Below are 26038 nucleotides of genomic sequence, written 5' to 3'. Positions count from 1 at the left end.
GTGTTATAGCAATAAAGTTTTTAAAGGATTAGCCAAACATAGTAAATCCTCTATGGGGTATTTTTATGGTTTTAAATTACATGTAATAATCAATAATAAAGGGGAGTTTATGGCATTAAAAGTGACCAAAGGCAATGTAGATGATAGGGTTCCAGTACCGGAGTTAACAAAAAGATTAACTGGAATTATAGCAGCTGATAAAGGTTATATTAAGCAAAATTTGTTCTTAAATTTATATGAAAGAGGCTTAAAAATGATTCATGGAATTAAGAAGAATATGGAAAATAAATTAATGGATTTGAAAGAAAAAATCTTACTTCGAAAGCGTAACTTAATTGAAACAGTTTTTGATTATCTAAAAAATAAAATGAACCTTGAACATACTAGACATAGATCACCAATAAATGCCTTTGTCCATATATTATCTACTCTTGTTGCTTACTCATTAAAGAAAAATAAACCTTCAACAAAATTTGATTTTAATCTACATGTTCACAATATCCTTATCCCGAATTGACGTAGATTCTAAAATATCAGCAGACTTGCATATTTTATATTCAATAATAATGGCATTGTCTTGCTTTCCAGCTCTAGGTATCAACATAATATCAGCCCTACCGCTACCAGTCTCTCTTTCGCTGTCTATTATGTAGTCGGAAGCTAAAGTATTAATCAAACCTAGCATAAAACCACTATAAAATAGCTCGGCTTTTTTCTCGCCAGTTTGGTAAAAACTAGTAGCATTGAGTAATAATTCTTGCAATCTTTCTTTAAATTGTTCTATTTTACCTGCCGGCAGCAAAGTAGCAAAAGAATAATATCGAGAGTGATCGATTTGTAACTGATCAGTTACCCATTGGAGCATTCTGGCATTATATATCGTACCTCTTTATTTGGTACCGACAATTCGTAAATATCTTCTTCTGGTTTTTTAGCAACAGGGTTTAAATAACCGCTAAATAACAACAAGCTAAATAATCCTACTGGTTTGTTGATATCAGCAAAACTAATTTGTTTGACAATCGGTGAGATAATAGCCTTTCCGGCAGCTAAGCTCTGTAAATCTTCCTGCATTCCATCTGACAATAATGCTTTATCAACAAGACCCGTCCCCCCACTATCAAGCCAATAATGGTCAAGCTTGCCTCTAGTATCTAGGCATAACATAATTGACCATGGATTATAAATTACCTCACCACCAAAACTATAACCATTATACCAAGCTTTAATTTTTTCAGGACTTGTGTCAAGTGGTACTTTTGTTAATAACTCATCAACCTCTGCTTGAGTGAAGCCATAAAACTCAGCAAATTTTTCATCTAGCAGAGTATATTCACGAACATTATTCAAATCCGAAAATAAATTAGCTTTAGCAACCCGTAATATGCCAGTTATTACCCCTTTCTCTAAATAAGGATTAGTTTTTAAACTACTGCCAAACATCCCACGGAATATTTTTAGTACATCATCAAATTCTTTTAATTTATCACCAAATTCAATGTACGAACTATTGATCGGCGTATCGTATTCATCGATCAATATATAAACTTTCTGACCAAAATGTTTGTACAATACTTCACTCAAAACCCGTAAACTATCTTTTAAGTCTTCCTTATCAAGCTTTCCTGTAAAATATCGATTTAACTTTTCCTTTTGTGCATCATCTAGTAATTTTTCATCTGTTGTTATATAACGCTTTAAGTATCGATGATTTGTAAATAAATTAGTTACTTGATTTTTTATTCCATTTTCAATTTCCTGGTAGTTACTGCCTTTAACATCCTTAAAATTTATAGAGATGACTGGAAATTGACCTTGACGTTTCATGCTACTTGCGTCATGAACAATCTTTAAAGACTTGAGTTCTTTAGTTTCGTCAAAGCCTAAATCTACTGTACCACCTGTAAATAGCTTGCTATTTACTCTATCCTCTTCAGGTAAAGGTGTACCTCTCTTATCCACCTCTATTTCAAAAAATTTATGGAGCATGTTCATATTCAAGCTCTTACCCCACCGTCTTGGTCTGGTGATCAATATAACCTTACCACTATCTTCCAATAATTCTTTGATCATTAAGCTTTTATCAACAAAGACATCACTATTAACTAGCAGGTCATAGAATTCATCGGTACCTACCCTCATTCTTGGTGGCTTATTGTTATCTTTAACAATATTAGTTTTTTTGGTTGATATATTATCAAAAAATTCTACTGTCATATTAATTTCACTATATTATAAAATATATTCATCCTCAGTTAAACTGGCTATCTAATTTTAAGAGTGTAGCTTTATTCTCTCAATATTTTTTTCATTGCTCACCATAAACCTGTTAAAAATTTTTCTTAGCCGTCTTGAGCAAATTAAGCCAAGCTATCCAGTCACGTTTGCCTAAATCTTCCTCAAATGACAATAAATCTTGCACTGATTTCTTGCAAGTTTCTGGAGACGGTATAATTAATTCCTGATTTGTTGAACATGCTAAACATTGGGTTTTACATGCTTGCTCTAAATGATAAGTATAAAACATCGCTTCATGTATTGTCCTGCCACAGGCTAATATTCCGTGATTACGTAGAAACATAACATAATTCTGCCCAAGATCGTCTAGTATTTTACTAGTTTGATTGGAGGTCAGTATAAGAGAGTTATACTCATGATAAGATAGTTTTTCATAAAAATGCAGTGCCCACTGACTTATTGGCAACAATCCTACTCGCATAGATGATACAGCAACAATTGCTGGAGTATGCAGATGAAAGATAGATAAAATATCCGACCTTTCTTTGTATATATTACCGTGAGTAACGTAGCCGGTTTTACTATAATTATATTCATTGCCCTTTATAATTGTTCCATCTAAACTAACTTGCAGTAAATTATCGCTAGTTACTTCCTCAAACCTTAACCCAAAAGGATAAATATAGTAATAGTCAGCCCCTTTAGGTCTTGCAGATAGATGGGTATATGTATGATCATCGAAGCCCAAAATTGCAAGAATTTGGTAGGCAGAAGCTAAATTGAATTTGGTTTCTAAAGTCATTGTTATATCCAGTTTTAATTATTACTATTTTGAAATATTTTTAATTTGAGATCAGGCAGCACCGCCATCAAATGATCAAAAATATCTGATTGGATATCTTCAAATAGCCCCTTCCTCGTCTCATGGGTAAAGACACATAACTCTATTGGCAGACCATTAGGGGTTGGAGTCAACTGACGCACCAGAAAGGTGAAATTTTGTTGATAAATCATCGGGTGATTTATCAAATATTCTTTTATATATAGCCTAAATATCTTGATATTTGTTACATAATCATCCAGCTGTTTCAAATCCACTTTATCCATTACTTCCTTTAGCAAATATGGTGATTTTTTTAACTCTTGTATAAATGCTATAGTCGAAACCGACAAAATACTGTTTATACGTCAATTCGGGATAAGGATATTGTGAACATGTAGATTAAAATCAAATTTTGTTGAAGGTTTATTTTTCTTTAATGAGTAAGCAACAAGAGTAGATAATATATGGACAAAGGCATTTATTGGTGATCTATGTCTAGTATGTTCAAGGTTCATTTTATTTTTTAGATAATCAAAAACTGTTTCAATTAAGTTACGCTTTCGAAGTAAGATTTTTTCTTTCAAATCCATTAATTTATTTTCCATATTCTTCTTAATTCCATGAATCATTTTTAAGCCTCTTTCATATAAATTTAAGAACAAATTTTGCTTAATATAACCTTTATCAGCTGCTATAATTCCAGTTAATCTTTTTGTTAACTCCGGTACTGGAACCCTATCATCTACATTGCCTTTGGTCACTTTTAATGCCATAAACTCCCCTTTATTATTGATTATTACATGTAATTTAAAACCATAAAAATACCCCATAGAGGATTTACTATGTTTGGCTAATCCTTTAAAAACTTTATTGCTATAACGCCTTTTATTGTGACAAGCTTTAATCGTTGTAGAGTCAATAAAATAAATACCTGTTTCCTCACCAAACAACAAATGAATCAACATATTTAGCGGTATGAATAATCGTGCCATTAATTCAACAAATCTATTATAACTCAAGGCTTTGGGAAAATCATCCTTATGCATGCACTCTATATAACTTTTATAGAAAAATTTAAAATTCTTAGCATAGGATGTATGAAACATAATTATTATTGTTAACATTTCACTTAGACTCATGCTACAACAGCGATTTCTTTGCTTATTTGATGGTAATAACTTTCTCTGTTCATACTCCAAATAAATTTTACAAAAATCATCTATAAAACTATATAATTCTGTGATATCTTTTTTCATGCCTGTAGTTTGTTTTTTTGTTTAAAAATATAAATACTGCAGGCACTCCTTTTTGACAATCCTTTTATCTATTACTATTTCATCTATATCTTATCCCGAACTGACGTGATTTAGGAATTTCAGAATCTAATATGTTCGAGTTATCTTTGATTTGATTCGGTTGATGTGCCTCAGATATATTATTAAATTCTCCAATATCAGTAACTTGTTGATACTTTATCCCTTTAATAAGTGATAACATATTGTTTTTAATATCTGGACCTACTAAAATAGCATGCACACCTATTTTTTGTGCTTCGTTTAAATTACGTACATCATCATCTACTAATACTACATTGAAGTAGTTTGTAATACCATTAAGCTTCATTGCCTTTTCAATATGTAAGTTCTTTCCCATTTTTATTCCGCCTGTAGGAACGCCTGTTATTATATCAATTTTTTCAATTTGTTTCTCAGTTAAGCCCATTTTCTTTAATGCTGGTTTGATTGTATCAGGATATCGGGTATGAGAAGTAATAGCCACTTTATGACCTTTGTTTAATAAATAATTAAACGTATCTTTTAATTGATCGCGATGGTTTAATCCAAACTTATCAGAACGTAATAATGGTTTCATTATCTCTTGAATTTGATGTGGATCATAAGTACTATTTAGTGTATGCCCTTCTTCTATGCTACCGTTTATAATAAGGCAATTTTCATATGTTATAGGTTTAAAATCTTTGTGTTTTAATAAAGAATGAATATGCCCGTTTACTACAGTGCAATCAAAATCCCAACATACCAGTATAGTATTTGCTTTATTTTCTTTTTTGGAAAAAATTTTGTATATACAATTTTTTAATTTTGACATTGACTATATTATTTTTCTTGTAACTAAAACTTATAATATATTTTGAATATAATTCAACTATGTTTTTGTTGTTTCTTATGTATAACCCATTAACCCGAATATTATATGAAAGGATTATTAGTTGGGGCAAGAAAGCTAAAATGCCCTAGGAAGCTTATTGCGATAACGAAAGTAATTCTATATTTGGCTCTTTTTGGCTACGAATAAACATGATTTTCTTGAAATAGATAGCCTATTCTTGCAAAGAATCATATGTATTCTCGCCGAAAAATAGCTCAAAATATAATTAATTAGTTATTGCAGGCAACCTCCTAGCCCCCAATTCTTCTGACTTGACTATAGTAGCGACAAAGCAATCCATAAGAATTAGTATAGATACATCAAGACTATATGGATTTCTTAGTCGTGCGGTTTCCGCACTCCTCGCCATAACACCTAACATTTTTTCCTACTACTACTTGCAATCGATAAAGTCTGTGTATATAATAAACGTATGCTCTTTCCAAATATCAATCCTGTTATTTTTTCTATCGGATCATTTACTGTTTATTGGTACTCTATGGCTTACGTTTTGGGTATAATAGCTGGGTGGTTCTATGCTTATAAAATTATAAAAAAATTCGAAGTTGGTGTTACTACAGTACACTTAGAAAATTTTGTTACTTGGGCTATTCTTGGTATCGTAATAGGTGGAAGATTAGGCTATGTGTTCCTATATAATCCGATTCAATATTTTTCTGATCCTATTCTCATTTTAAAGACTTATGAAGGAGGTATGTCATTTCATGGTGGTGTGATTGGTTTAATCATCTCTAGTTATTTTTTCTGCTATAAGCATAAAGTTAACTTCTTGCTTATGTGTGATATATTAGCTACGGTTGGGTCTATTGGTTTATTTTTAGGTAGAATTGCCAATTTTATTAATGGGGAATTATATGGCAGAGTGACTACAATGCCTTGGGGCATGATTTTTCCAAATAGTGATCTACAACTAAGACATCCTAGCCAACTCTATGAGGCATTTTTTGAAGGAATTGTATTATTCCTAATTCTAGCTTACGCCACTTTTAAATACAAAACTATAAATATCCATGGGTTAAATTTTGCTATATTTTTAATATTCTATTCGGTATTTCGAATTATTATAGAAATGTTTCGTGAGCCAGACTTTCACATAGGTTTTATTTTTAATAATTTAACTATGGGGCAAATTTTGTCATTACCTATGCTAATACTAGGAATTTATTTAATAATACGAATTAAATGCCAGTCGACTCCAAAATAAGAAAACTTATTGAGCAAAATGGTAGTATTAAGCTTGATGAAATGATGCTCCAAGTAACATCTGTAGCCCCTTCTTCCTATTACCAAAAACAAGATAAGCTAGGTTGCTTAGGAGATTTTACAACAGCTCCAGAAATTTCTCAGCTTTTTGGTGAAATGATAGCTTTATGGACTATTGACCAATGGTATAAAATGGGTTGCCCACAGAAAACTAATTTAGTTGAATTGGGTCCTGGGCAGGGAGTGTTAATGCGAGATTTGCTAAATGTTGCTAAATTAGTTCCAGAATTTTACCGCACTCTCTCTATAGAATTAATTGATATTAATCCTCATTTTATCAAAAAACAAAAAACAAACCTAAAGTTAACAGCTCTACCTATCAAACACTATACATCCATACAATATATATCTAAAATTCCTTCTATTATAATAGCTAATGAATTTTTTGATGCTATGCCAATTAAGCAATATATTAAAAGCAAAAAGCTTTGGTACGAGCTAACACTTATTATTGACCCAGCTGATGGTAAGATTAAATTCGATAAGATAGAGGTTAGTAAGGAGTTACAGCGTTATTTACTGCAAGAACACTCAAACGCACATGATGGAGCAGTAATAGAAGAATCCCCTAAATCATTAGAAATCGTAAAATTTATCAGCAAGCATATAATGCAATTCGGTGGGGCTAGCTTAATTATCGATTACGGTTATGATATAGATCCAATAAAGAGGACGCGTAACCAATATAATCCTACTTTACAAGCGATAAAAAATCATAAATATTATCCACTACTTGAAACTTTAGGAGAAGCCGATTTATCAGCACATGTTGACTTTTATGCCTTAAAGACAGTAAGCAAAAATATAGGAATAAATGTGTATGGATCAATAACTCAACGTGATTTCTTAATTAGCAATGGTATATTATTACGAAGTCAACTGTTACAAAGTAAATTACCTATTATAGAGGCAAATATCATAGCCAAGCAAGTTGATAGACTAATTGCTCCCAATAAAATGGGACTATTGTTTAAAGTATTGCACCTTGTACAGGAGTAACAGCAGAGACCAGAAGCTGCTGTCGGAGATAATTAAAGAATTCTATATAGTCAATTCTCTCCCAACTTCCGCAAGAAAATGTTGAAAGATGGTAAAAGAGGATATGGAGGCACAGCAATTATCTTTTTTACTTTTTCCATTACCCGAGTCTGTCCTATAGTTTGTGTAAGTTGCAAAGAAAGCAGTAAGAGATTACTGTAAAAAAAGTAACTTAAGCAAGCAAGGAGGAATTATGGCTAAAAAATTAGATACAGATAAAGATACATTAAACATCAGTAATCAGCTAGTAGAAGAATTATTATCAAAAGCAGATCCATCGGAGTTATTTGGTCGAGATGGTTTATTTCAACAGCTAAAGAAGCAAATAGTTGAGAAAATATTAGCAAGTGAGTTGGATCATGAATTAGGATATTCAAAACATAGCAAGATGCCAAAAGTAGATAATAATAGTCGTAATGGTAGCTATGAGAAGACAGTAATTGATGGGGATGGTCGTAAGCTGACAGTAGAAGTACCAAGAGATCGGGAAGGAGAGTATAATCCTCAATTAATACCAAAAGGGCTGAGGAGATTTAATGGATTTGATGAGAAAGTGATATCCCTTTATGGTCGCGGTATGACAGTCAGCGAGATCTGAGGGCATTTAGAAGAAATATATCAAACTGATGTATCTGGTGACTTGATATCCACCATAACAGATGGGGTAATAGAAGAAGTAACTAGGTGGCAAAATCGTTGTTTAGATAGGGTGTATCCAATATTATACTTGGACTGTATCTATGTAAAATCTAGAGACAATCACATAGTAATAAATAAAGCAGTATATTTAGCACTTGCTGTAAATATAGAAGGGAAAAAGGAGTTACTTGGCATTTGGATAGGCAAAAATGAAGGTGCTAAATTTTGGATGCAAGTAGTTACTGAGTTAAAGAATCGAGGAATTGAACAAATTTATGTTGCTTGTGTGGAGAGCCTTTCTAATTAAGTGTGTAAATTTTTCATAGGGCTTAAATGAGTCAATCATTTAATTTGTGTGTGCGTCAAGATAAGGTGCATTAATCTTACGGGTGAAAGTCCTGTTATGGAAGGAGTAGCTAGCTCCACCATATAGCGAGTCTTGTGCTGCTGAAGGTAACGACAGTAGTAAAGCGTAGACAGCGAAACATCCGAGCCGAAACCAAATGGTGAACGTGATAGCCCTGAAATGATATTGGTAGTGGAAGTCGATGTGCTACACAACGCAGTAGACAAGAGAAAACTAGAGGTCAAACTAGCGAAAATCCGAAAGTTTTCAACCATCGGGGTCTCAGGCGTCAGCGAGTTTGTAGAGATTAATGACACAACTTGAGAAGTCCTTATAACTCTTACTGAGTTAAGTAAGTATTCAAAGTACAAGTGCCGAAACATAAGGCTTTGGAGATGGTGTTAAGGATGGCTGAGTCAGTTGTAGTAGTGATGAAGCTTCGTAATGGGAGTGGAGCGAAGGGCTGACAGAAAGGTAAGAACGTAAGAGGGAAACAATGACCGTACACAGCATAGACGGAAATACATGGTCAACGAAACTTGAGCGTATAAAGTTGCTATCATCACAAAATCAAGACATAAAGTTTAATAATCTTGGACATATTATTGATTTAAAGATGTTAGAAGAACAATATAAGGAACTTGATAGCAAGAAAGCTGTAGGAATAGATGGTATAACCAAAGCGGTTTATGGTAAGAAGTTGGAAGCAAATTTGCTCTCGCTCCTTACTAAAATTCGCAAGGGGCAATATCAAGCTAAACCTGCACGAATTACATTGATTCCAAAAGAAGATGGAGGCAAAAGACCTTTGGTAATATCATGCTTTGAAGACAAGATAATCGAGTCGGCAGTAAGCAAGATATTAAACTCAGTGTTCGAGCCAATATTCTTAAAATGTTCTTACGGGTTTCGACCTAAATTAAACGCCCATGATGCACTTAAGGAGTTGAATAGACTTACGTATAACTTCAATAAAGGAGCTGTAGTTGAAATTGATATAACTAAGTGCTTCAATTCAATCAAACATTCTGAGTTGATGGGATTCCTAAGAAAGAGAATATCTGACAAAAGATTCCTAAGACTAGTTATGAAACTGATGGAAACACCAATTATAGAAAACGGCATTACAGTTACTAACAAGGAAGGATGCCGCCAAGGGTCTAAAACATCACCAATTTTGGCAAATGTCTTCCTACATTATGTTATTGACTGTTGGTTTGCTAAAATCAGCAAGGAAAACATAAGAGGGCAAACTGGAATGGTGAGGTATTGTGACGATATGGTGTTCGTCTTTGAGAATGAAGAAGACGCGAGGAAGTTTTATGAGGTTTTGCCCAAAAGATTAAACAAGTATGGCTTGAACATCAATGAAGCTAAATCGCAGATGATTCAGTCCGGTAGATACCATGCTGAGGACTTAGCTAAGCAAGGTAAGAAGATCAAGAGTTATAATTTTCTTGGCTTTACTTGCTATTGGGGTAAATCAAGGTTTGGTAACATATGGAGATTAAAATATACCACAAGGAAAGATCGATTTACCGAGAAGCTTAAAGGGCTAAGAGAATATCTACGAAGTCACCTTAATGAGAGGGGCAAAGAACAGATATTATTGCAAGTCATTAGAGCTACAAAGGGGTGGATCAATTATCATGGTATATCAGATAATCAAAGACGAGTAAGTTCATTTATTCACCAAACTAGGCGAGCAATATATGGGTGGTTTAATAGAATGGGTGGGAAGCGTAAGATGAATTGGCAAAGATTAGCTGAAATACTCAAAAGGGTCGACTTTCCAAATAAGTGGAAGACCATTTCAATGTTCTAAAACCAACAAAAAAAAAATAGGGTACAAGCCTATCTTACCTTTCGGGAGCCGGATGCGGTAGCTCTGCATGTCCGGTTCTGAGGAGGGGCTTAACCAAGCAATTGGTTAGGTCTACTCACAAAGTTCATTTTTTATTTTCCAATAAATCATATTTAAAATCTCCACAAAGTATTTCAAATTGATTTAAAGCTAAAGACCAATCTTTAATAGGCATGGTCCATTTTTTGGCTGCATTTTGTAGGGATAAAAATATTATTTTTTGAATTGACTTATCATCTGGAAACACCCCCTTATTTTTGATAATTTTTCTAATTTGACGATTTACAGATTCTATAGTGTTAGTAGTATAAATTACCTTTCTGTTCTCTTCAGGAAAGGCAAAAAACGGTATTATCCCAGACCAATTACGTTGCCAAATATCAGAAATTACCGGATATTTTTTATCCCATTTTACACCAAATTGCTGAAGTTTTAAACGTGCCATTTCGTCATTATTAGCTGTATAAATTTGTTTTAGATCTGATGTGACCTCTTTTAAATCTTTATATGACACATACTTTACTGAATTGCGAACCATATGTACAATACATAATTGTACTATAGTACTCGGGAATACACTGCTTATAGCTTCTGGAAAGCCCTTTAAACCCCACACAAGCAACATAAATTTGTTCAATTCCTCGATTCTTTAACTCAGTAACTACTTGCATCCAAAATTTAGCACCTTCATTTTTGCCTATCCAAATGCCAAGTAACTCCTTTTTCCCTTCTATATTTACAGCAAGTGCTAAATATACTGCTTTATTTATTACTATGTGATTGTCTCTAGATTTTACATAGATACAGTCCAAGTATAATATTGGATACACCCTATCTAAACAACGATTTTGCCACCTAGTTACTTCTTCTATTACCCCATCTGTTATGGTGGATATCAAGTCACCAGATACATCAGTTTGATATATTTCTTCTAAATGCCCTCGGATCTCGCTGACTGTCATACCGCGACCATAAAGGGATATCACTTTCTCATCAAATCCATTAAATCTCCTCAGCCCTTTTGGTATTAATTGAGGATTATACTCTCCTTCCCGATCTCTTGGTACTTCTACTGTCAGCTTACGACCATCCCCATCAATTACTGTCTTCTCATAGCTACCATTACGACGATTATTATCTACTTTTGGCATCTTGCTATGTTTTGAATATCCTAATTCATGATCCAACTCACTTGCTAATATTTTCTCAACTATTTGCTTCTTTAGCTGTTGAAATAAACCATCTCGACCAAATAACTCCGATGGATCTGCTTTTGATAATAATTCTTCTACTAGCTGATTACTGATGTTTAATGTATCTTTATCTGTATCTAATTTTTTAGCCATAATTCCTCCTTGCTTGCTTAAGTTACTTTTTTACAGTAATCTCTTACTGCTTTCTTTGCAACTTACACAAACTATAGGACAGACTCGCTTAAATTCTACCTTCAAATTTTATCAAAAAGTGAGCCATAGCTGCGTTCCAGTTCGGAATCGGCATAACCCATTTCTTGGTCATATAATCAATTGCCAAATATAAGGTCTTAAAAACGGCATTATCATTTGGAAAAACCCTTTTATTCTTAGTAACCTTACGTAATTGGCTATTGACAGATTCTATACTATTAGTTGTGTATATTACTTTCCTTATCGCCTCAGGGTATTCTAGAAAAACCATTAAATTTTCCCAATGAACATACCAAGATTTAGCAATTTGTGGATACTGTTTACTCCATTTAGCTTCAAAAGATTCTAAAGCAAGATGTGCTTCTTCCTCTGTGCTAGCAGTATATATAGGCTTTAAATCAGCCGCTAATTCTTTTCGGTCTTTATATGATACATATTTTAAACTATTTCTAATCTGATGTACAATACATAATTGATGTTCGGTTTTCGGAAAAACTGCTTCTATTGCCTCAGACATACCGGTTAAATTATCACTGCAAGCAATAAGCATGTCTTGCATACCTCTGTTCTTCATCTCAGTAAAATTACCAAGCCAAAATTTAGCTCCTTCATTTTCACTGTTCCACAATCCTAAAATATCCTTCCTTCCAGATAAATCAATACCTAATGCTACATATACAGACTTATTGATAATTCGTTTATCTTGACGTACTTTTACTACTAAACAGTCAAAAAATACTATAGCATATACTCGATCCAATGGTCGGCTTTGCCATATCTTGACATCCTCAATTACATCATCAGTAATTTGACTTATCAAACTTTCGCTAACGTCAGCTCCATACAATTCTTGCATTTGAATCTTAATATCAGATAAGCTCATTCCTTTAGCGTATAACGATATTATTTTATCATCAAATCCTTCAATACGTCTTTGACGCTTCGGAATTAATGCAGGTTCAAATGTACTACTTCTATCCCTTGGAACCTCAATCTCTACAACTCCATTATTTGTTACTAGATTCTTTACTTTACTACCATTACGAACATTATTGCTATCAGTATGACAATATTTATCATATCCTAAGTGATTATTCATCTCTGACTGCAATGCCTTCTCTACAAGCCTTTTGGTTAATTGTTTTAATAAACCATCCTCTTTAAATAAAGTTGATATATCTGTATCATTATTTATTAATAAATCTATTGCTTGATTCATTGCTTCATTTTGTTTGTGACGCATTATAATTTCTCCTTTTGTTATATTATATTTTTATATAACCTTTGAAAAATTTACACACTTATTTGTACAGAGCCGTATTTTACCCTTGGGAAATTTATTATTGAATTTAATTATTTGCATGCCATAAAACCATTGGTAGAACCCCTGGCATCTATTATAAAGACGGAGCTTTGTCGTGCTTAATTTCGTGGGGATACATCAGCTCGCAATGACGGGTTTGTATGGTATAGTTAATTCAGGAGAATTTGGGGCTAGGAACGATGGAGCGACGCCTATAAGTAATAGGCGAGCATTGAGCAACGACGTCACCAACTTCTCATCAATTGACTATAATTACCCTGAGTTTATATTTATACACAACCTTTAGTTGTGATTGGCTCTCTTTTTAACTTTTAACAGTTGTGATTTAGTGTCACCCCTGCTTGGCTCAATGTCACCCTTGCTTCGGTGCGGGGTCTTAGATTCCCGCCTACGCGGGAATGATGGTATGGACGAGTGAAGCGAAATATGCTTTACTTGTACGGAGTCAGCTGAAAAATAGTTTTCAGCTGCTCCAAATTAAATAATAATTTAATTAATAGGTCCATACCATGATAAATAATAGCATAAAAAATACTATAATAGGAATAGATTTAGCAAAAAATAGTATGCACTTGGTGCAAGTCGATCAAAATGGCAAAAAAATAGGTTATCAAAAAGTTACAAGAGATGAGTTAATAGCCTATTTAAGCAATCTCGATAAAAGTTCATTGGTAGCTATGGAAGCATGTGGAGGAGCTAATTATTGGTCACAGGAAATTGCTAAGCTTGGTTTGCAAGTCAAACTAATGAAAACAAAAGATGTAAAAGTTTATGCTACATCGAAACAGAAAAATGATTATAACGATGCGTTAGCAATATGCAAAGCGGCTCGTGATCCAGAATTAAAAACTGTGCTGCCAAAAAGCAAAGAGGAACAAGATATAAAATTTTTGCATAAAATTAGAAGTAATACGATCAGAGATCGTGTGCAAAAAACTAATTCTACAATATCAAGTTTATGTGAATATGGCTATAATACAAAATTAAGTAAAAATAAATTTTGCAAATCATGTAGGCTGGAGGTAGAGTTAGCGTATAGTAAAGGTTATATAAATTCTGGGATACGGTCAATTTTACTTTTAGAATGTAAAGAAATTGAGGATTTATGTGACAAAGAGAAAACTTTAGAAAAGCTGATTATCAGCAATAATAAGCAAAGTGAGAAAGCTACTAGGTTGCAGACAATTTTTGGCATTGGAGCAATCAATGCTAGTTGTTTGAGTGTAGCCCCAATGGAAAGTTATCCAACCCCGAGGGATTTTGCTGCTTCGCTTGGTTTGGTACCAAAGCAACATAGCTCAGGAGATAAGATAGTTTTAGGAGGGATTACCAAACAGGGAGATAGATATGCCAGAACTATGTTGATTCAAGCCGCAAGGACAATAGCAATAAGAGCAAAAAGTGGTAAGGAATCGAAAGATAAACTAGTGCGTGCAGTGGGCAGTGAAGAAATTTGCTGAAAATAAATCATATAATATTATATGTGTTGGTTTAGCAAATAAGTTAGCAAGGATTGCTTATGCAGTAGTCACCAATGGTAGCGAATATGTTGCAAATTAGTTTAGTTGAGAAAAAAGAAGAAACTATGTCAACTAAATAAAAATTGGTAATTGATAAATATTGCGAGTAAAGAATAGTAACAATAAAGAGAACGAAAGTTAAAGAGTTAATGAATAAGTATTCTGAATAAAATCCGTAATTATGTCGAGGCTCTAGAAGCCGTGGGAATGAGAGGTCACTCAAGGATATTTATAAGAATGCAGAAACCATTATGGCACTCGATGCCGAATATATGACCGCTTCCTTTGTGGCTCTATTTTTTTATTTTCTTTGTTGACAAATTCACTCGTCCATATATGACAAAGAGAAGCGGGAATGACAAAGAGAAGCGGGAATGACAAATTCACTCGTCCATATATGACAAATTCACTCGTCCATATATGACAACTCACAATCCTTTTAGCCTCAGCTTCATGGCTCAGAGCCACTTTAGTGCCATTGAAGGCAATCCAATCCTAGACTGTATTATGGTTGTTAGCCTATTTACCATGACTTCCCACAGGTCGTTTAGGGAGAGGAGGTGGTGGAGGAGGGGGCTTATTGGCTCCTGTAACATTCTCGGGTTTAGGGATAGCGGCTGCAATAGCTTTTGCTTCTGCCTGAAGCTCTTTAGGGAGCTCTTCCTTTGTTGCTACCACTTCAACAACAGGCTTAGCTGATAAGTCAAGCTTCTTGTTCTCATATTTCTCTTTAAGTTCATTTAGCTTGTTAACGATATTTGTTTGTTTTTCATCACTATCATCATCATCAAAACTAAAATCTTTCCCAATAAATTCAATTAGCTTTTCTTTGTTCTTAATATCTTTAGTCTCCGGAAGTTCAGCATGAAGTGTATCAATAAGAGTAGATTCATTAACTTTTTTGTTTTCAATAAACTCCACAAGCTCAGCATGTGGGTGTTCATCATCGTCGTCATTATCTTGGAACGCAGGTCTTCTATTAGCAATTGCTTTTTCCAGTATAGCTTGCAGGTCGTTTTGTGTTTCAGTTTCACCCTTATCACCGTCTTTTTCTACTCCTGCTTTTTTTACTCTTGCTTCTTCTATTCTGTCTCTTTCTTCTTTTGTCTTTAGTTTAAAGCCACCATCCTTGCTAGCCTTAATTGCAGCTAATAGATCGCCCCTTGTATCTACCGGTTTTTCCTCATGCACTGCTACTGCCGGCTGTTTCTCCCCAGCTACTGCCACTGGTTTAAGTTGTATTCCCTTATTAATTTCATCTAATAGTTGCCCATGAGCATTATCCTGCCCTTCTATTGGGTTTGCTGCTGCCGGGTTGTTAGTTTGACCAGGTGGTGGCGGTGGTGGAGGTGGTAGCGGTTGATCAAACCCTCCTGGTAGAGGCGGCGGAACTGGTTGGGTTGCTGTAGGTGGCAATGGTGGTGGCGGTGGTATTATTTGGGGTTCTTGATGAGCCCCTTGTTGTAAGCCTGGTATCACATGTGGTGGTGGCGGTGCTGGAGGTATTTCCGCTGCAATATTTGGTTGTGGGTCAGCTAGATTCTGCAACGACGTAGTACGTACAGGTGGAGGTGGAGCATGCCGTTTTGTTAACGATGGCATAGATGCTCGTCTAGCATGTTCTTCTGGTTGTGGAGCATTTATATCCGGCAACGAAGTAGTAGGCGTTAGTGGAGGAGGCGGCGGTGGAGCTGGACGTGTTGGTCGTGGTATAGAGCCGGCTGCTTGCTGAAGACCTATATCCCCAGGAGGTAGAGGTGGTGCTTGTGGTATTGTGTTTTGTTGCTGAACAGCTTGGTTTGGTAATGAGGCGTTAGCTAAAGGAGGTGGTGGCGGGGCTGGACGTAGTGGCTCCGTCTGTAGATTAGGCATTGATGAGTGCAAGGCTTGTGACTGAGTCTGCTCTTGACCAATCGTAGTTAGTAATGGTTCTGAAGTGGAAATTATTTTGGAAAAAGTCAAATCAATTTTACTACTTAAAGCTTCCACTGAATTTAACTGCTCATCTGATAACTTTCTTTTTGTCAAATTCTCTAATTCTTTATGTAACTTATCTTTTCTAGCTAGTTTTGAACTCTCTATGTTCTTACCAGTGAATTTTAAAGCATTATCAATATGATGTAACGTTTCATTGTTTTTGGTTACGGTGTTTTTTAGAATTTCTTCCGGAGTACTTACAAAAATGTGCTTGATTTTTGTTACAATTTGTTTAAGACCATCTAACCAAGTTGATGGTAATTCTTGCCGCAATTCTGCTAATTGTTGTTTTATAGTAAGCAGCCCTTGCACTTTATCATTAGCATTTACCAGTTTGGTGATGTCTTTTTGTATTTGGGTTAGTTGTGTTCTTTCGTGCATTAATGCCACAGCTTCATTAGCATTATAAACTTTTGGTACAATTTCCCTAAAATTTTCTTGGGATACAGCCAAGTTGTTCAACTGTTCTTGTAATTCTGCTGCTTTTTCTTTTTGTTTATCCGATAACTCTTTTTGCAAAATCTTATCCAACCCTTTTTGCAATTCTTTATCGATGATTACTTGTAACGATGAAGATTTTTTTCCTATTTTTTTTAATGTATCGTCAACATCTGTAAGTATCTCTCTGTTAATTTCTCTTTTCTCTGCAGAGATCTGCTCATCATTTTTTATAAAAAGATATTTTACCTGTGGAATAATTTGCACAAGTCTTTTAAACCAAGGTAAAGATGGTGCTTCTTTTTTTAGCTTTTCCACTTTTTGTTTTAACTGTATACTGTCCTCCAGTTGTTTATTAGCCTCTAGGAGTCCACCTATAGCATTCTGCATCTTTGTTAATGCAGTGGTTTCTTTTAATAACACAGCTTCTATTTGTTGTTGACCTTGATCTTTTGACATGCAAATACTCCCTATATAACTTTACTATGAACTTCTATAGTAACCAATTGACAAACAACTTGTCAAATTAATACTTGAATTTTTTAGCATTTAGTACTATCATTACCTAATATTATTAAAATCTCTTGGGAGAAAAAGATGAGTGAACTATTAGAACTTGCAGCGGAAATGCGGGAGAAATTTGGGACAGGAGCTGCAAGAGACCTACGCAGAAGAGGTATGGTTCCTGCTGTGGTTTATGGAGCAAATAAACAGCCACTTGCCGTTTCTATTGAAGAAAAAGAAATAACTAAGCACTATAGAAAGCCTGGTTTTATATCATCCATTGTTCAAATTAAAGTGGGGAACAAAACTCATAAAGTATTACCAAAAGCTGTAGAATTGCACCCTATTACTGACATAGTTAGGCATGTTGATTTTGTCCATTTAGAAGAAAAAACCCAAACAATGGAAGTTCCAGTAGTTTACGAAGGTAAAGAAAGAGCTTTAGGAGTTAAAAGGGGTGGATTCTTTAATATCATCAAAAGAACTATGACTCTTTTATGTGATGTCAATAATATACCTAAAAATATTAATATTGATGTTAGCAATATGCTAATAGGTCAGTCTTTAAAAGCTAAAGGCATTAAATTACCTGAAGGAACTCAGCTAGCTAGTAAAAGTGATTTTATTATTGCTACTATCATTGGGCGTAAGGGTAGTAAGGCAGAAAGTGAAGAAACTGCAACTGACGAAGTGAAAGCAAAATAATTATATAGCCGTCATTGCGAGGAAGACCGTAGGTCGACGAAGCAATCCATTTTTGTGTCATACCTGCTTCGGTGCGGGGTCTAGATTCCCGCCTACGCGGGAATAACAAATTCACTCGTCCATATATGACAATAGTGGGTGGAAATGATGAAGTGGTGTGAAATGACAAAAGGTCGTAATAATGACATTATCAAAAACGCGTGAATATCCCTCAATTATTGGCGAAGCCAATTCTTCAAAGCCTTCAAATATATACTCAAATCAGAAGAGTGTACTCGTTGTAGGTTTGGGGAATATAGGCAAGGAGTATCAAAATACTCGTCATAACGTTGGCTTCATAGCTGTCGATTATTTATCAGAATACTATAAAATTTCTTGGAATACAAAATCCAAACTTCATGCAGAACTGGCTCAAGGGATAGTGAACGGACAGAAGTTACTATTGGTAAAACCTGTAACTTATATGAATCTGTCCGGTAAAGCAGTACAAGCCATATGTTCTTACTATAATATCAATCCACCAAATATTTTCATTTTACATGATGATATAGATTTAGAAATTGGTCGAATAAAATATAAATTAGCTGGTGGTAGCGGAGGGCATAATGGTTTAAAATCATTGGATCAGTGTGTAGGGAATGATTATCACCGTATCAGAATTGGGGTAGGAAGACCAGCGGCATATGATGATGTATCGGATTACGTCTTAGCTCCTTTTTCTAAAGAAGAATATAAAATTATTATCAGTTCCATTGAAGTAATAACCAATAATTTCCATTTATTACTTTCAGGTAAAGTAGAAGAATTTAACAGGAGTTATGGAGAAACCATTAAATTTACAGATAATCTATGCAGATAATAGCATAGATGCACAATATATGAAGATAATGGAAGATGGTTTAAATGAGCAGGCTAAAGTCAAGAAGGGGCTTGATGTTATAAAATCATTTTCCTTCACCTGTTTTGATAATGATAAAAATTTTGTTGCTGGTGTAGATGGCAAGATCTTCTATGGTTGTTTATCTGTTGACATGTTATGGGTTTCCGAAAATTTTCGTGGTCAGAATTATGGCACTTTACTGATGGCAAAGGTGGAAGATGTAGCACGAGAGCGTAATTGTAAATTTATGACTGTATGCACTACCGATTGGCAGGCCAAACCATTTTATGAAAAATTAGGCTTTAAATTAGAGTTTGTAAGAAGTGGCTATGATAAAGATTCGGAAGTATATTATTTAAGGAAAGATTTATGACATTAAGATGTGGTATTGTTGGTTTGCCAAATGTAGGAAAATCAACTTTGTTTAATGCTTTAACTTCCAGTGTTGCAGCAGAAGCGGCTAATTATCCTTTCTGCACTATAGAGCCAAATTCGGCTATAGTATCAGTACCGGATATTAGGCTAAATGAGTTGGCAGTTGTTGCTAATTCTACTAAAATTATTCCTACTTATATAGAAGTCGTCGATATTGCTGGCTTGGTACAAGGGGCTAGTAAAGGTGAGGGGCTTGGTAATAAGTTTTTATCTCATATACGGGAGGTCGATGCTATTTTGCACGTATTACGTTGTTTTGAGGATATAGATATTACTCATGTGCATAATAAAATTGATCCAATATATGATGCTGAAATAATAGAAACAGAATTAATTTTAGCCGATCTTGAATCGGTAGAAAAATGTTTAACGAATGCTGAGAAACGTTTAAAAACAGGTGATAAAGCTTTAAAAGATCAAGTAGAGTTATTAAAAGAAATTCAAGCAACTCTAGCGATAGGTAAGCCAATACGCAGCATCAGCAAGGCTTATAGCAAAGAAATGTTAGATCAATTGCAATTATTGACTTCTAAGCCAGTTTTATATGCTTGTAATGTCTTGGAAAATGAGGCGATTACTGGTAATAAATTTACCGAGCTTGTAGCAAAAAAAGCTGAAGAAGAAGGGGCAAAACATGTCCTCATTTCATCGAAAATTGAAGCGGATATTGCAGTTTTGGAAAGTAAAGAGGAAAAAATTGAGTTCTTAAATAGTATAGGGCTTGCGGAAACAGGTCTGAGTAAAATTATAAGAGAAATGTATAATTTATTAGATCTAAAAAGCTTTTTTACTGTTGGACCTAAAGAAACACATGCCTGGACTTTTAGTAATGGTACACTGGCTCCTAAAGCAGCTGGTATTATTCATACTGATTTCGAGAAAGGTTTTATTCGGGCTGAAGTCATTAGCTATCAGGATTATATAAAGTTTAATGGGGAAGTAAAAGCCAAAGAAATGGGTAAAATGCGTTTAGAAGGTAAAGAGTATAAAATGCAAGATGGAGATGTAGTGCATTTTAGGTTTAATGTTTAAATCAAGGGTAGTTAATTGAGAAAATTATACCATTATCCTATTTGTCCATTATCACGTCAGGTTCGGGTGTTGCTAAAAGAACTAGATGCTCAATTTACTATGGTTAAAGAGGATTATTGGCAGAGGAATCAGGAATTTTTGTCTTTAAATCAGGCGGGTACTTTACCGGTCTTACAAGAGGCATCCAATTTAATTATAGCAGGAATTTATCCGATCACTGAGTATTTTCATGAAAAATATCCAAATTTTAATTTTATGGACGAAGATTTTGATATTAGATGCGAAATCCGTCGATTACTCAGTTGGTTTAATGAAAAATTTTACCGCGAAGTAACAAAAATTATTATCGATGAAAAAGTAGTAAGACCATCCTGTCAATTAGGGGGACCTAGAACCGATTTTCTTAGAGCAGCAAAGACTAATTTGTCACATCACTTGAACTATATGTCCAATTTATTGGAGTTACGTAGCTTTATTGCATCAAATTCCTTAAGCTGTGCAGATATAGCTGCCGCCTGTCATATCTCCGTTCTAGATTATTTCGGTGAAGTTAACTGGGATAAATGGTCATCTATTCGTCATTGGTATGCAATAGTCAAATCCAGACCTAGCTTTCGCTCCCTACTACAAGACAAAATACCAGGTTTTACTCCACCCACATGCTACGCCGATTTAGATTTTTAATGATTGAGATAAGGGGAATTTTCTGCTACAATTTCTAGTGAAGTCCATGGATAAAAAATTTAATTAAATAATCAGAGGAAATTATGGGTAAAAAAGTAGATGAAGTTCAAGAGAGTTTGCCTGCAGAAGAACTAAAGAGTCATATAGGAGAAATGCCTGGTACTTTTCTAGCCTTGCAACAACTAGAAGAAGTAAAAAAGAATCTGGAGGAAGCACGGAAATGTTTTTCTGGTACTGCTAGTAAGGCTTTTTCTGGGGTAAAGAAATTAGAATTTGAGAAAGCAGGAAAGGTGTTTGAGGAATTTATGAGTTCATTTGAAAAACTCAAGGAATTCGCTGATAATGTAGATCATAAAAAACCTCTAGATAAATTAAGCTCTTCACTAACTCTTACAGGTCGCTTAAAAGATTTTGCTACAGAACAATTAAAAAAAGTTGAAAAAATATTTGAGGCACCCATTAATGCCATCAAAGATAATAAGATTTTAAATGCGGTGGTGAATGTAATAAAATGTTCATGTAAGGCAGTTAGTACTATAGTTAAAAGTAGTTTAAACAATGCTATAGCCATGGGAGACGTTGCCAAGAGTGTTGTTAATCTAGGTTCGGCAATAAAAGAGGCTGCTATGGGTAAAGGGACTCAACAATCAATGAGTAAGTAACTATATCTGCTATTAGTGAGACCACATTTATAGATTGCTTTATTGTCGCTAAAGTAGCTTCTCGCAATGACGAAGGGGTTAGCTATATAGTTTTTTGTTTAATTTTATTATTTTGTAAATCATTATGTTTATTAAAGATTTTGAGAATAAAGGCTTTTTATATCAATGTACTGATTTAGAAAAACTAACGACGCTAATGAACAATAGTAAAATATCTGTTTATATTGGCTTTGATTGTACAGCTCAATCTTTACATGTTGGGAGTCTGATGCAAATTATGATTTTGCGTCTATTGCAACAATATGGTCATAAACCAATAGTAATCCTGGGAGGGGCGACTAGTAAAATTGGTGATCCTACTGGTAAAGATGAGGCAAGAAAATCTTTAACAAAAGAAGAAATTGCCAAAAATGCTGAAGGTATAAAAAAATCATTATCAAAATTTATTAAATTCGGTACTGGGACAAATGATGCAATATTAGTTGATAATTCAGAGTGGCTCGGATCGTTAAGTTACTTAGATTTTCTTGGCAATTTTGGTAGTTTTTTTTCTGTGAATCGTATGTTATCTATGGATTCGGTGAAATTACGTTTGGAAAGAGAACAGCATATGAGTTTTTTAGAATTTAACTATATGTTGCTACAAGCCTACGATTTTTATCATTTAAACAAAGTATATGGCTGTTCTTTGCAAATAGGTGGTAGCGACCAATGGGGTAATATCATAATGGGCGTTGATTTTACTAGGAAACTAACAGGTAATGAAGTTTTTGGTATGACTACACCATTATTAACAACTGCTTCTGGCAATAAGATGGGTAAGTCTATTGGTGGAGCAGTGTGGCTAAATGAAGATATGTTAAGTCCATATGATTATTATCAATATTGGCGGAATTGTGAAGATCAAGATGTAGTCAAATTTGCTAAATTATATAGCGAGTTAGAGGAAGATAAAATGCAAGAGTTTATAGTACTTGCTGAGTCTGATATTAATGGTGCCAAGAAGCAATTAGCATTTAATTTAACAAAACTTTGTCATGGTGAACAAGCGGCTATAGCAGCCTTAGAAACAGCTACAAAGGTTTTTGAACAAGGGGAAATCGACGTAAATTTACCAACTATCTATATTGAACATAGTCGGTTAACTCTAGGCATTTCAGTATATGAATTGCTTCATGAGTTGGGTCTTGTTGAATCAAAATCTGAGGGGCGTAGACTCATTAGAGGGGCTGGGGCTAAAATCAATAATCAACTAATCGAAGATGAAAATATGATGGTTGACTTGACTTTTATGCAGGACAACCAAGTTATTAAGATATCTGCGGGTAAGAAGAAACATATGTTAATTAAACTTTCTGCATAATCAATTTATCGCAGGCAGCCTCCTAGCCTGGATATTGCATGAAGATAGTAAAATTCACCTCTGAACTCCTTGTAATATAAGGAATTAGGAGGGATTATACAAAAATACAAATTGTATATTAAAATTTATTATATTTTAGCTTGTAGCCCTTATAAGACAAGGGATAGAGCAATTGATTTATTATCTACCATGCAATATCCAGGTTAAATATTTATTTTCAAATATGATCAAATAATATGACTATTAAACTTTCTAATCATAATACAACCAATCAAGATATTTATATGGAAAGTAATACGCCACCAAGAATGAGAACAGGTACTGATGATTTTAAGACGTTATTGTTAAATAGTGATGTATTTGTTGATAAAAGCCTAATGATTAAAGAATTACTAGAAGATAGTGGTGAAGTCATCCTAATCACCAGACCAAGGCGTTGGGGGAAAAGTTTGAATATGAACATGCTCCAGAAATTTTTTGAGATAGAGGTAGATGAGAGAGGTATGTCTTTAGCTGAAGAAGGTAGAGTAAATAACAAGCTATTTACTGGTGGTACAGTAGATTTAGGATTTGACGAAACTAAAGAGCTAAAACCTTTGAAAATTGCGAGTGATGCAAGTAGCATGAAACGTCAGGGTCAATTTCCGGTAATTTTGCTCAATCTTAAAGATGTAAAAGGCAGTAGTTATCAGGAAATAGAACTAAGTATTAAGGATCAGGTTATAGAATTATTTGCAAGTCATCATTACTTAAATCATCATGTAACAGAAGATACAGGACTATTAAATAATGCACAAAAAGAAAAACTAAGGAGATATTTTGATGGGAAACTTGAGAAGAACGATTTAAAAAATAGTTTAAGTTTTTTGAGTGAAGTGTTGTACAAACATTTTAATCAAAAAGTATACATCTTAATCGATGAATATGATACACCGATCAATAGTTCATACATTGAATTTGGTGATAAATTAAAAGAATTTGATGATGTACTAAAAATATTCCGCGGGATGTTTGGCAGTAGTTTAAAAACTAATCCTTATTTAGAGAAAGGCGTAATTACTGGCATATTACGAGTTGCTAAAGCTAATTTATTTTCGGATTTGAATAATGTTAGTGAGTATAGCTTGCTTGATGAAAAATATTCTAAGTTCTATGGTTTTACTCAAGCAGAAGTTGATGAATTAAGGTGGTCCCCTTTGTCTAGACAAAGGGGACCACCTTACTGTTTATCCTAAAATAAATTTAAGCAAGAGGAATCAAGTGCATAAAATATATCCTTATTTACTAAAAGGATTAGAAATAGTATTGCCAAACCAGGTTTGGAGTGCAGATATAACGTATATAAGACTGAGCCAAGGGTTCGTATATTTAGTAGCTATTATTGACTGGTATAGTCGTTATATTCTAAGTTGGCGAATCTCCATTAGTTTGGAAAGTGAATTTTGTGTAACAGCCCTTGAAGACGCTATAGAAAAATATGGTATGCCAAAAATATTTAATACTGATCAAGGAGTACAATTTACCTCGGAGAATTTTATTAGTATGCTAAAGCTACATAATATCTTGATTAGTATGGATGGTAAGGGACGAGCCTTAGATAATATTTTTATTGAACGTTTTTGGCGATCATTAAAACAGGAAAAAATTTATCGGATTATTTTAACAACAGTAAAGGAGGCAAAGACAGCAATTAACGAATATATGGACTTTTATAATAGACAAAGGATGCATCAAGCTTTGGATTATAAAACTCCAGAATGTGTATATTTTACGTCAATTCGGGATAAGGATATTGTGAACATGTAGATTAAAATCAAATTTTGTTGAAGGTTTATTTTTCTTTAATGAGTAAGCAACAAGAGTAGATAATATATGGACAAAGGCATTTATTGGTGATCTATGTCTAGTATGTTCAAGGTTCATTTTATTTTTTAGATAATCAAAAACTGTTTCAATTAAGTTACGCTTTCGAAGTAAGATTTTTTCTTTCAAATCCATTAATTTATTTTCCATATTCTTCTTAATTCCATGAATCATTTTTAAGCCTCTTTCATATAAATTTAAGAACAAATTTTGCTTAATATAACCTTTATCAGCTGCTATAATTCCAGTTAATCTTTTTGTTAACTCCGGTACTGGAACCCTATCATCTACATTGCCTTTGGTCACTTTTAATGCCATAAACTCCCCTTTATTATTGATTATTACATGTAATTTAAAACCATAAAAATACCCCATAGAGGATTTACTATGTTTGGCTAATCCTTTAAAAACTTTATTGCTATAACGCCTTTTATTGTGACAAGCTTTAATCGTTGTAGAGTCAATAAAATAAATACCTGTTTCCTCACCAAACAACAAATGAATCAACATATTTAGCGGTATGAATAATCGTGCCATTAATTCAACAAATCTATTATAACTCAAGGCTTTGGGAAAATCATCCTTATGCATGCACTCTATATAACTTTTATAGAAAAATTTAAAATTCTTAGCATAGGATGTATGAAACATAATTATTATTGTTAACATTTCACTTAGACTCATGCTACAACAGCGATTTCTTTGCTTATTTGATGGTAATAACTTTCTCTGTTCATACTCCAAATAAATTTTACAAAAATCATCTATAAAACTATATAATTCTGTGATATCTTTTTTCATGCCTGTAGTTTGTTTTTTTGTTTAAAAATATAAATACTGCAGG

23 protein-coding genes and 4 pseudogenes are annotated in these 26038 nt (G+C 33.9%); 17 read left to right on the top strand and 10 right to left on the bottom strand.

The genetic code is table 11. The features are described 5' to 3' along the window. Positions 1 to 4 precede the first annotated feature (4 nt). Positions 5 to 517, top strand: a pseudogene (locus NBW66_RS10045) (IS982 family transposase); the annotation flags it as partial. Here NBW66_RS10045 and NBW66_RS10040 read toward each other — a convergent pair. The 6 genes from NBW66_RS10040 to NBW66_RS10015 all read right to left on the bottom strand — a co-directional run bounded on the left by NBW66_RS10040 (position 485) and on the right by NBW66_RS10015 (position 5170). Next, positions 485 to 865 carry a PD-(D/E)XK nuclease domain-containing protein gene (locus NBW66_RS10040; RefSeq protein WP_250310893.1) on the bottom strand — a complete coding sequence of 127 codons (381 nt, stop codon included), beginning with the start codon at positions 863 to 865 and terminating at the stop codon, positions 485 to 487. The pseudogene NBW66_RS10045 and the gene NBW66_RS10040 sit on opposite strands and share 33 nt — an antisense overlap. Next, complete coding sequence (locus tag NBW66_RS10035; RefSeq protein ID WP_250310892.1) at positions 850 to 2217, bottom strand: AAA family ATPase; 1368 nt, start codon at positions 2215 to 2217, stop codon at positions 850 to 852. Before NBW66_RS10035 ends, NBW66_RS10040 begins: the two co-directional genes overlap by 16 nt. 112 nt (positions 2218 to 2329) lie before the next feature. Then, the gene (locus tag NBW66_RS10030) at positions 2330 to 3040 is read right to left on the bottom strand and encodes a class II aldolase/adducin family protein (RefSeq protein ID WP_250310891.1); all 711 of its coding nucleotides are present in this window, start codon (positions 3038 to 3040) and stop codon (positions 2330 to 2332) included. Between the two features lie 14 nt (positions 3041 to 3054). Beyond that, positions 3055 to 3345 (bottom strand): hypothetical protein, encoded by a 291-nt coding sequence (locus tag NBW66_RS10025; protein ID WP_250310890.1) that lies wholly within the window; start codon positions 3343 to 3345, stop codon positions 3055 to 3057. A gap of 81 nt (positions 3346 to 3426) precedes the next feature. Beyond that, positions 3427 to 4317 (bottom strand): IS982 family transposase, encoded by an 891-nt coding sequence (locus tag NBW66_RS10020; RefSeq protein ID WP_250310582.1) that lies wholly within the window; start codon positions 4315 to 4317, stop codon positions 3427 to 3429. A gap of 79 nt (positions 4318 to 4396) precedes the next feature. After that, positions 4397 to 5170 (bottom strand): HAD family hydrolase, encoded by a 774-nt coding sequence (locus NBW66_RS10015; protein WP_250310889.1) that lies wholly within the window; start codon positions 5168 to 5170, stop codon positions 4397 to 4399. Between the two features lie 493 nt (positions 5171 to 5663). Between NBW66_RS10015 and lgt the strand changes: the two genes are divergently transcribed. The 4 genes and pseudogenes from lgt (at position 5664) to NBW66_RS09990 (ending at position 10362) form a co-directional block, all read left to right on the top strand. After that, on the top strand, positions 5664 to 6455 hold the full coding sequence (gene lgt, locus NBW66_RS10010) for a prolipoprotein diacylglyceryl transferase (protein WP_250310888.1): 792 nt from the start codon (positions 5664 to 5666) through the stop codon (positions 6453 to 6455). Then, positions 6434 to 7513 (top strand): class I SAM-dependent methyltransferase, encoded by a 1080-nt coding sequence (locus NBW66_RS10005; protein ID WP_250310887.1) that lies wholly within the window; start codon positions 6434 to 6436, stop codon positions 7511 to 7513. The genes lgt and NBW66_RS10005 overlap by 22 nt, the downstream gene beginning before the upstream one ends. A gap of 232 nt (positions 7514 to 7745) precedes the next feature. Next, positions 7746 to 8498, top strand: a pseudogene (locus tag NBW66_RS15085) (IS256 family transposase). Between the two features lie 535 nt (positions 8499 to 9033). Next, positions 9034 to 10362 carry a reverse transcriptase domain-containing protein gene (locus NBW66_RS09990; protein ID WP_250310618.1) on the top strand — a complete coding sequence of 443 codons (1329 nt, stop codon included), beginning with the start codon at positions 9034 to 9036 and terminating at the stop codon, positions 10360 to 10362. Between the two features lie 124 nt (positions 10363 to 10486). Here the strand turns inward: NBW66_RS09990 and NBW66_RS09985 are convergent. Beyond that, a pseudogene (locus NBW66_RS09985) lies at positions 10487 to 11747 on the bottom strand (IS256 family transposase). A gap of 88 nt (positions 11748 to 11835) precedes the next feature. After that, entirely contained in the window at positions 11836 to 13050 is a 1215-nt protein-coding gene (locus tag NBW66_RS09980) for an IS256 family transposase (protein WP_250310568.1), read from the bottom strand. Between the two features lie 208 nt (positions 13051 to 13258). Between NBW66_RS09980 and NBW66_RS09975 the strand changes: the two genes are divergently transcribed. The 3 genes from NBW66_RS09975 to NBW66_RS14620 all read left to right on the top strand — a co-directional run bounded on the left by NBW66_RS09975 (position 13259) and on the right by NBW66_RS14620 (position 14691). Continuing rightward, positions 13259 to 13417, top strand: a complete 159-nt coding sequence (locus NBW66_RS09975) for a palindromic element RPE2 domain-containing protein (RefSeq protein WP_250310884.1) — start codon at positions 13259 to 13261, stop codon at positions 13415 to 13417. A gap of 223 nt (positions 13418 to 13640) precedes the next feature. Further along, on the top strand, positions 13641 to 14591 hold the full coding sequence (locus NBW66_RS09970) for an IS110 family RNA-guided transposase (RefSeq protein WP_250310642.1): 951 nt from the start codon (positions 13641 to 13643) through the stop codon (positions 14589 to 14591). Further along, a complete protein-coding gene (locus NBW66_RS14620; RefSeq protein ID WP_284346674.1) occupies positions 14563 to 14691 on the top strand; it encodes a hypothetical protein in 129 nt (42 codons plus the stop codon). The genes NBW66_RS09970 and NBW66_RS14620 overlap by 29 nt, the downstream gene beginning before the upstream one ends. A 479-nt stretch (positions 14692 to 15170) precedes the next feature. Here the strand turns inward: NBW66_RS14620 and NBW66_RS14615 are convergent, their stop codons facing one another. Then, positions 15171 to 17525, bottom strand: coding sequence for a WH2 domain-containing protein (locus tag NBW66_RS14615; protein ID WP_284346682.1), 2355 nt, complete (start codon positions 17523 to 17525; stop codon positions 15171 to 15173). A gap of 138 nt (positions 17526 to 17663) precedes the next feature. Here NBW66_RS14615 and NBW66_RS09960 point away from each other — a divergent pair, with 138 nt between their 5' ends. From NBW66_RS09960 to NBW66_RS09920, 9 genes and pseudogenes are all read left to right on the top strand, one after another. Then, positions 17664 to 18275: a 50S ribosomal protein L25/general stress protein Ctc gene (locus NBW66_RS09960; RefSeq protein WP_250310883.1), complete on the top strand. Its 612-nt coding sequence runs from the start codon at positions 17664 to 17666 to the stop codon at positions 18273 to 18275. Between the two features lie 181 nt (positions 18276 to 18456). Beyond that, positions 18457 to 19134, top strand: a complete 678-nt coding sequence (pth, locus tag NBW66_RS09955; RefSeq protein ID WP_250310882.1) for an aminoacyl-tRNA hydrolase — start codon at positions 18457 to 18459, stop codon at positions 19132 to 19134. Next, positions 19094 to 19528 carry a GNAT family N-acetyltransferase gene (locus NBW66_RS09950; RefSeq protein ID WP_250310881.1) on the top strand — a complete coding sequence of 145 codons (435 nt, stop codon included), beginning with the start codon at positions 19094 to 19096 and terminating at the stop codon, positions 19526 to 19528. The genes pth and NBW66_RS09950 overlap by 41 nt, the downstream gene beginning before the upstream one ends. Next, entirely contained in the window at positions 19525 to 20622 is a 1098-nt protein-coding gene (gene ychF / locus NBW66_RS09945; protein ID WP_250310880.1) for a redox-regulated ATPase YchF, read from the top strand. The genes NBW66_RS09950 and ychF overlap by 4 nt, the downstream gene beginning before the upstream one ends. Positions 20623 to 20637: 15 nt before the next feature. Beyond that, positions 20638 to 21306, top strand: a complete 669-nt coding sequence (locus NBW66_RS09940; protein ID WP_250310879.1) for a glutathione S-transferase family protein — start codon at positions 20638 to 20640, stop codon at positions 21304 to 21306. Positions 21307 to 21389: 83 nt separating this feature from the next. Beyond that, positions 21390 to 21968 (top strand): hypothetical protein, encoded by a 579-nt coding sequence (locus NBW66_RS09935; protein ID WP_250310878.1) that lies wholly within the window; start codon positions 21390 to 21392, stop codon positions 21966 to 21968. 121 nt (positions 21969 to 22089) lie between these two features. Further along, positions 22090 to 23331: a tyrosine--tRNA ligase gene (gene tyrS / locus NBW66_RS09930; protein ID WP_250312183.1), complete on the top strand. Its 1242-nt coding sequence runs from the start codon at positions 22090 to 22092 to the stop codon at positions 23329 to 23331. Positions 23332 to 23615: 284 nt separating this feature from the next. Further along, on the top strand, positions 23616 to 24566 hold the full coding sequence (locus NBW66_RS09925; RefSeq protein ID WP_250310877.1) for an AAA family ATPase: 951 nt from the start codon (positions 23616 to 23618) through the stop codon (positions 24564 to 24566). Between the two features lie 28 nt (positions 24567 to 24594). Continuing rightward, positions 24595 to 25137, top strand: a pseudogene (locus NBW66_RS09920) (IS3 family transposase); the annotation flags it as partial. Here the strand turns inward: NBW66_RS09920 and NBW66_RS09915 are convergent. Then, entirely contained in the window at positions 25105 to 25995 is an 891-nt protein-coding gene (locus NBW66_RS09915; protein WP_250310582.1) for an IS982 family transposase, read from the bottom strand. The pseudogene NBW66_RS09920 and the gene NBW66_RS09915 overlap by 33 nt on opposite strands. Positions 25996 to 26038 lie beyond the last annotated feature (43 nt).

The sequence above is a fragment of the Rickettsia endosymbiont of Oedothorax gibbosus genome, assembly GCF_936269705.1.
Classification (GTDB): domain Bacteria; phylum Pseudomonadota; class Alphaproteobacteria; order Rickettsiales; family Rickettsiaceae; genus Tisiphia.
Note: the sequence above shows the minus strand (reverse complement) of the source record. Positions and strands in the feature narration are given on the sequence as shown.

Coding starts and splice junctions, on each gene's coding strand:
- NBW66_RS10040 (WP_250310893.1), bottom strand. CDS start 865: ATGCTCCAATGGGTAACTGATCAGTTACAAATCGATCACTCTCGATAT.
- NBW66_RS10005 (WP_250310887.1), top strand. CDS start 6,434: ATGCCAGTCGACTCCAAAATAAGAAAACTTATTGAGCAAAATGGTAGT.
- NBW66_RS09935 (WP_250310878.1), top strand. CDS start 21,390: ATGGGTAAAAAAGTAGATGAAGTTCAAGAGAGTTTGCCTGCAGAAGAA.
- NBW66_RS10035 (WP_250310892.1), bottom strand. CDS start 2,217: ATGACAGTAGAATTTTTTGATAATATATCAACCAAAAAAACTAATATT.
- NBW66_RS14615 (WP_284346682.1), bottom strand. CDS start 17,525: ATGTCAAAAGATCAAGGTCAACAACAAATAGAAGCTGTGTTATTAAAA.
- NBW66_RS09925 (WP_250310877.1), top strand. CDS start 23,616: ATGGAAAGTAATACGCCACCAAGAATGAGAACAGGTACTGATGATTTT.
- NBW66_RS10030 (WP_250310891.1), bottom strand. CDS start 3,040: ATGACTTTAGAAACCAAATTCAATTTAGCTTCTGCCTACCAAATTCTT.
- NBW66_RS09970 (WP_250310642.1), top strand. CDS start 13,641: ATGATAAATAATAGCATAAAAAATACTATAATAGGAATAGATTTAGCA.
- NBW66_RS09960 (WP_250310883.1), top strand. CDS start 17,664: ATGAGTGAACTATTAGAACTTGCAGCGGAAATGCGGGAGAAATTTGGG.
- lgt (WP_250310888.1), top strand. CDS start 5,664: ATGCTCTTTCCAAATATCAATCCTGTTATTTTTTCTATCGGATCATTT.
- NBW66_RS09975 (WP_250310884.1), top strand. CDS start 13,259: ATGACGGGTTTGTATGGTATAGTTAATTCAGGAGAATTTGGGGCTAGG.
- NBW66_RS09915 (WP_250310582.1), bottom strand. CDS start 25,995: ATGAAAAAAGATATCACAGAATTATATAGTTTTATAGATGATTTTTGT.
- pth (WP_250310882.1), top strand. CDS start 18,457: ATGACATTATCAAAAACGCGTGAATATCCCTCAATTATTGGCGAAGCC.
- NBW66_RS10025 (WP_250310890.1), bottom strand. CDS start 3,345: ATGGATAAAGTGGATTTGAAACAGCTGGATGATTATGTAACAAATATC.
- NBW66_RS09990 (WP_250310618.1), top strand. CDS start 9,034: ATGACCGTACACAGCATAGACGGAAATACATGGTCAACGAAACTTGAG.
- NBW66_RS10020 (WP_250310582.1), bottom strand. CDS start 4,317: ATGAAAAAAGATATCACAGAATTATATAGTTTTATAGATGATTTTTGT.
- NBW66_RS09950 (WP_250310881.1), top strand. CDS start 19,094: ATGGAGAAACCATTAAATTTACAGATAATCTATGCAGATAATAGCATA.
- NBW66_RS10015 (WP_250310889.1), bottom strand. CDS start 5,170: ATGTCAAAATTAAAAAATTGTATATACAAAATTTTTTCCAAAAAAGAA.
- NBW66_RS09980 (WP_250310568.1), bottom strand. CDS start 13,050: ATGCGTCACAAACAAAATGAAGCAATGAATCAAGCAATAGATTTATTA.
- ychF (WP_250310880.1), top strand. CDS start 19,525: ATGACATTAAGATGTGGTATTGTTGGTTTGCCAAATGTAGGAAAATCA.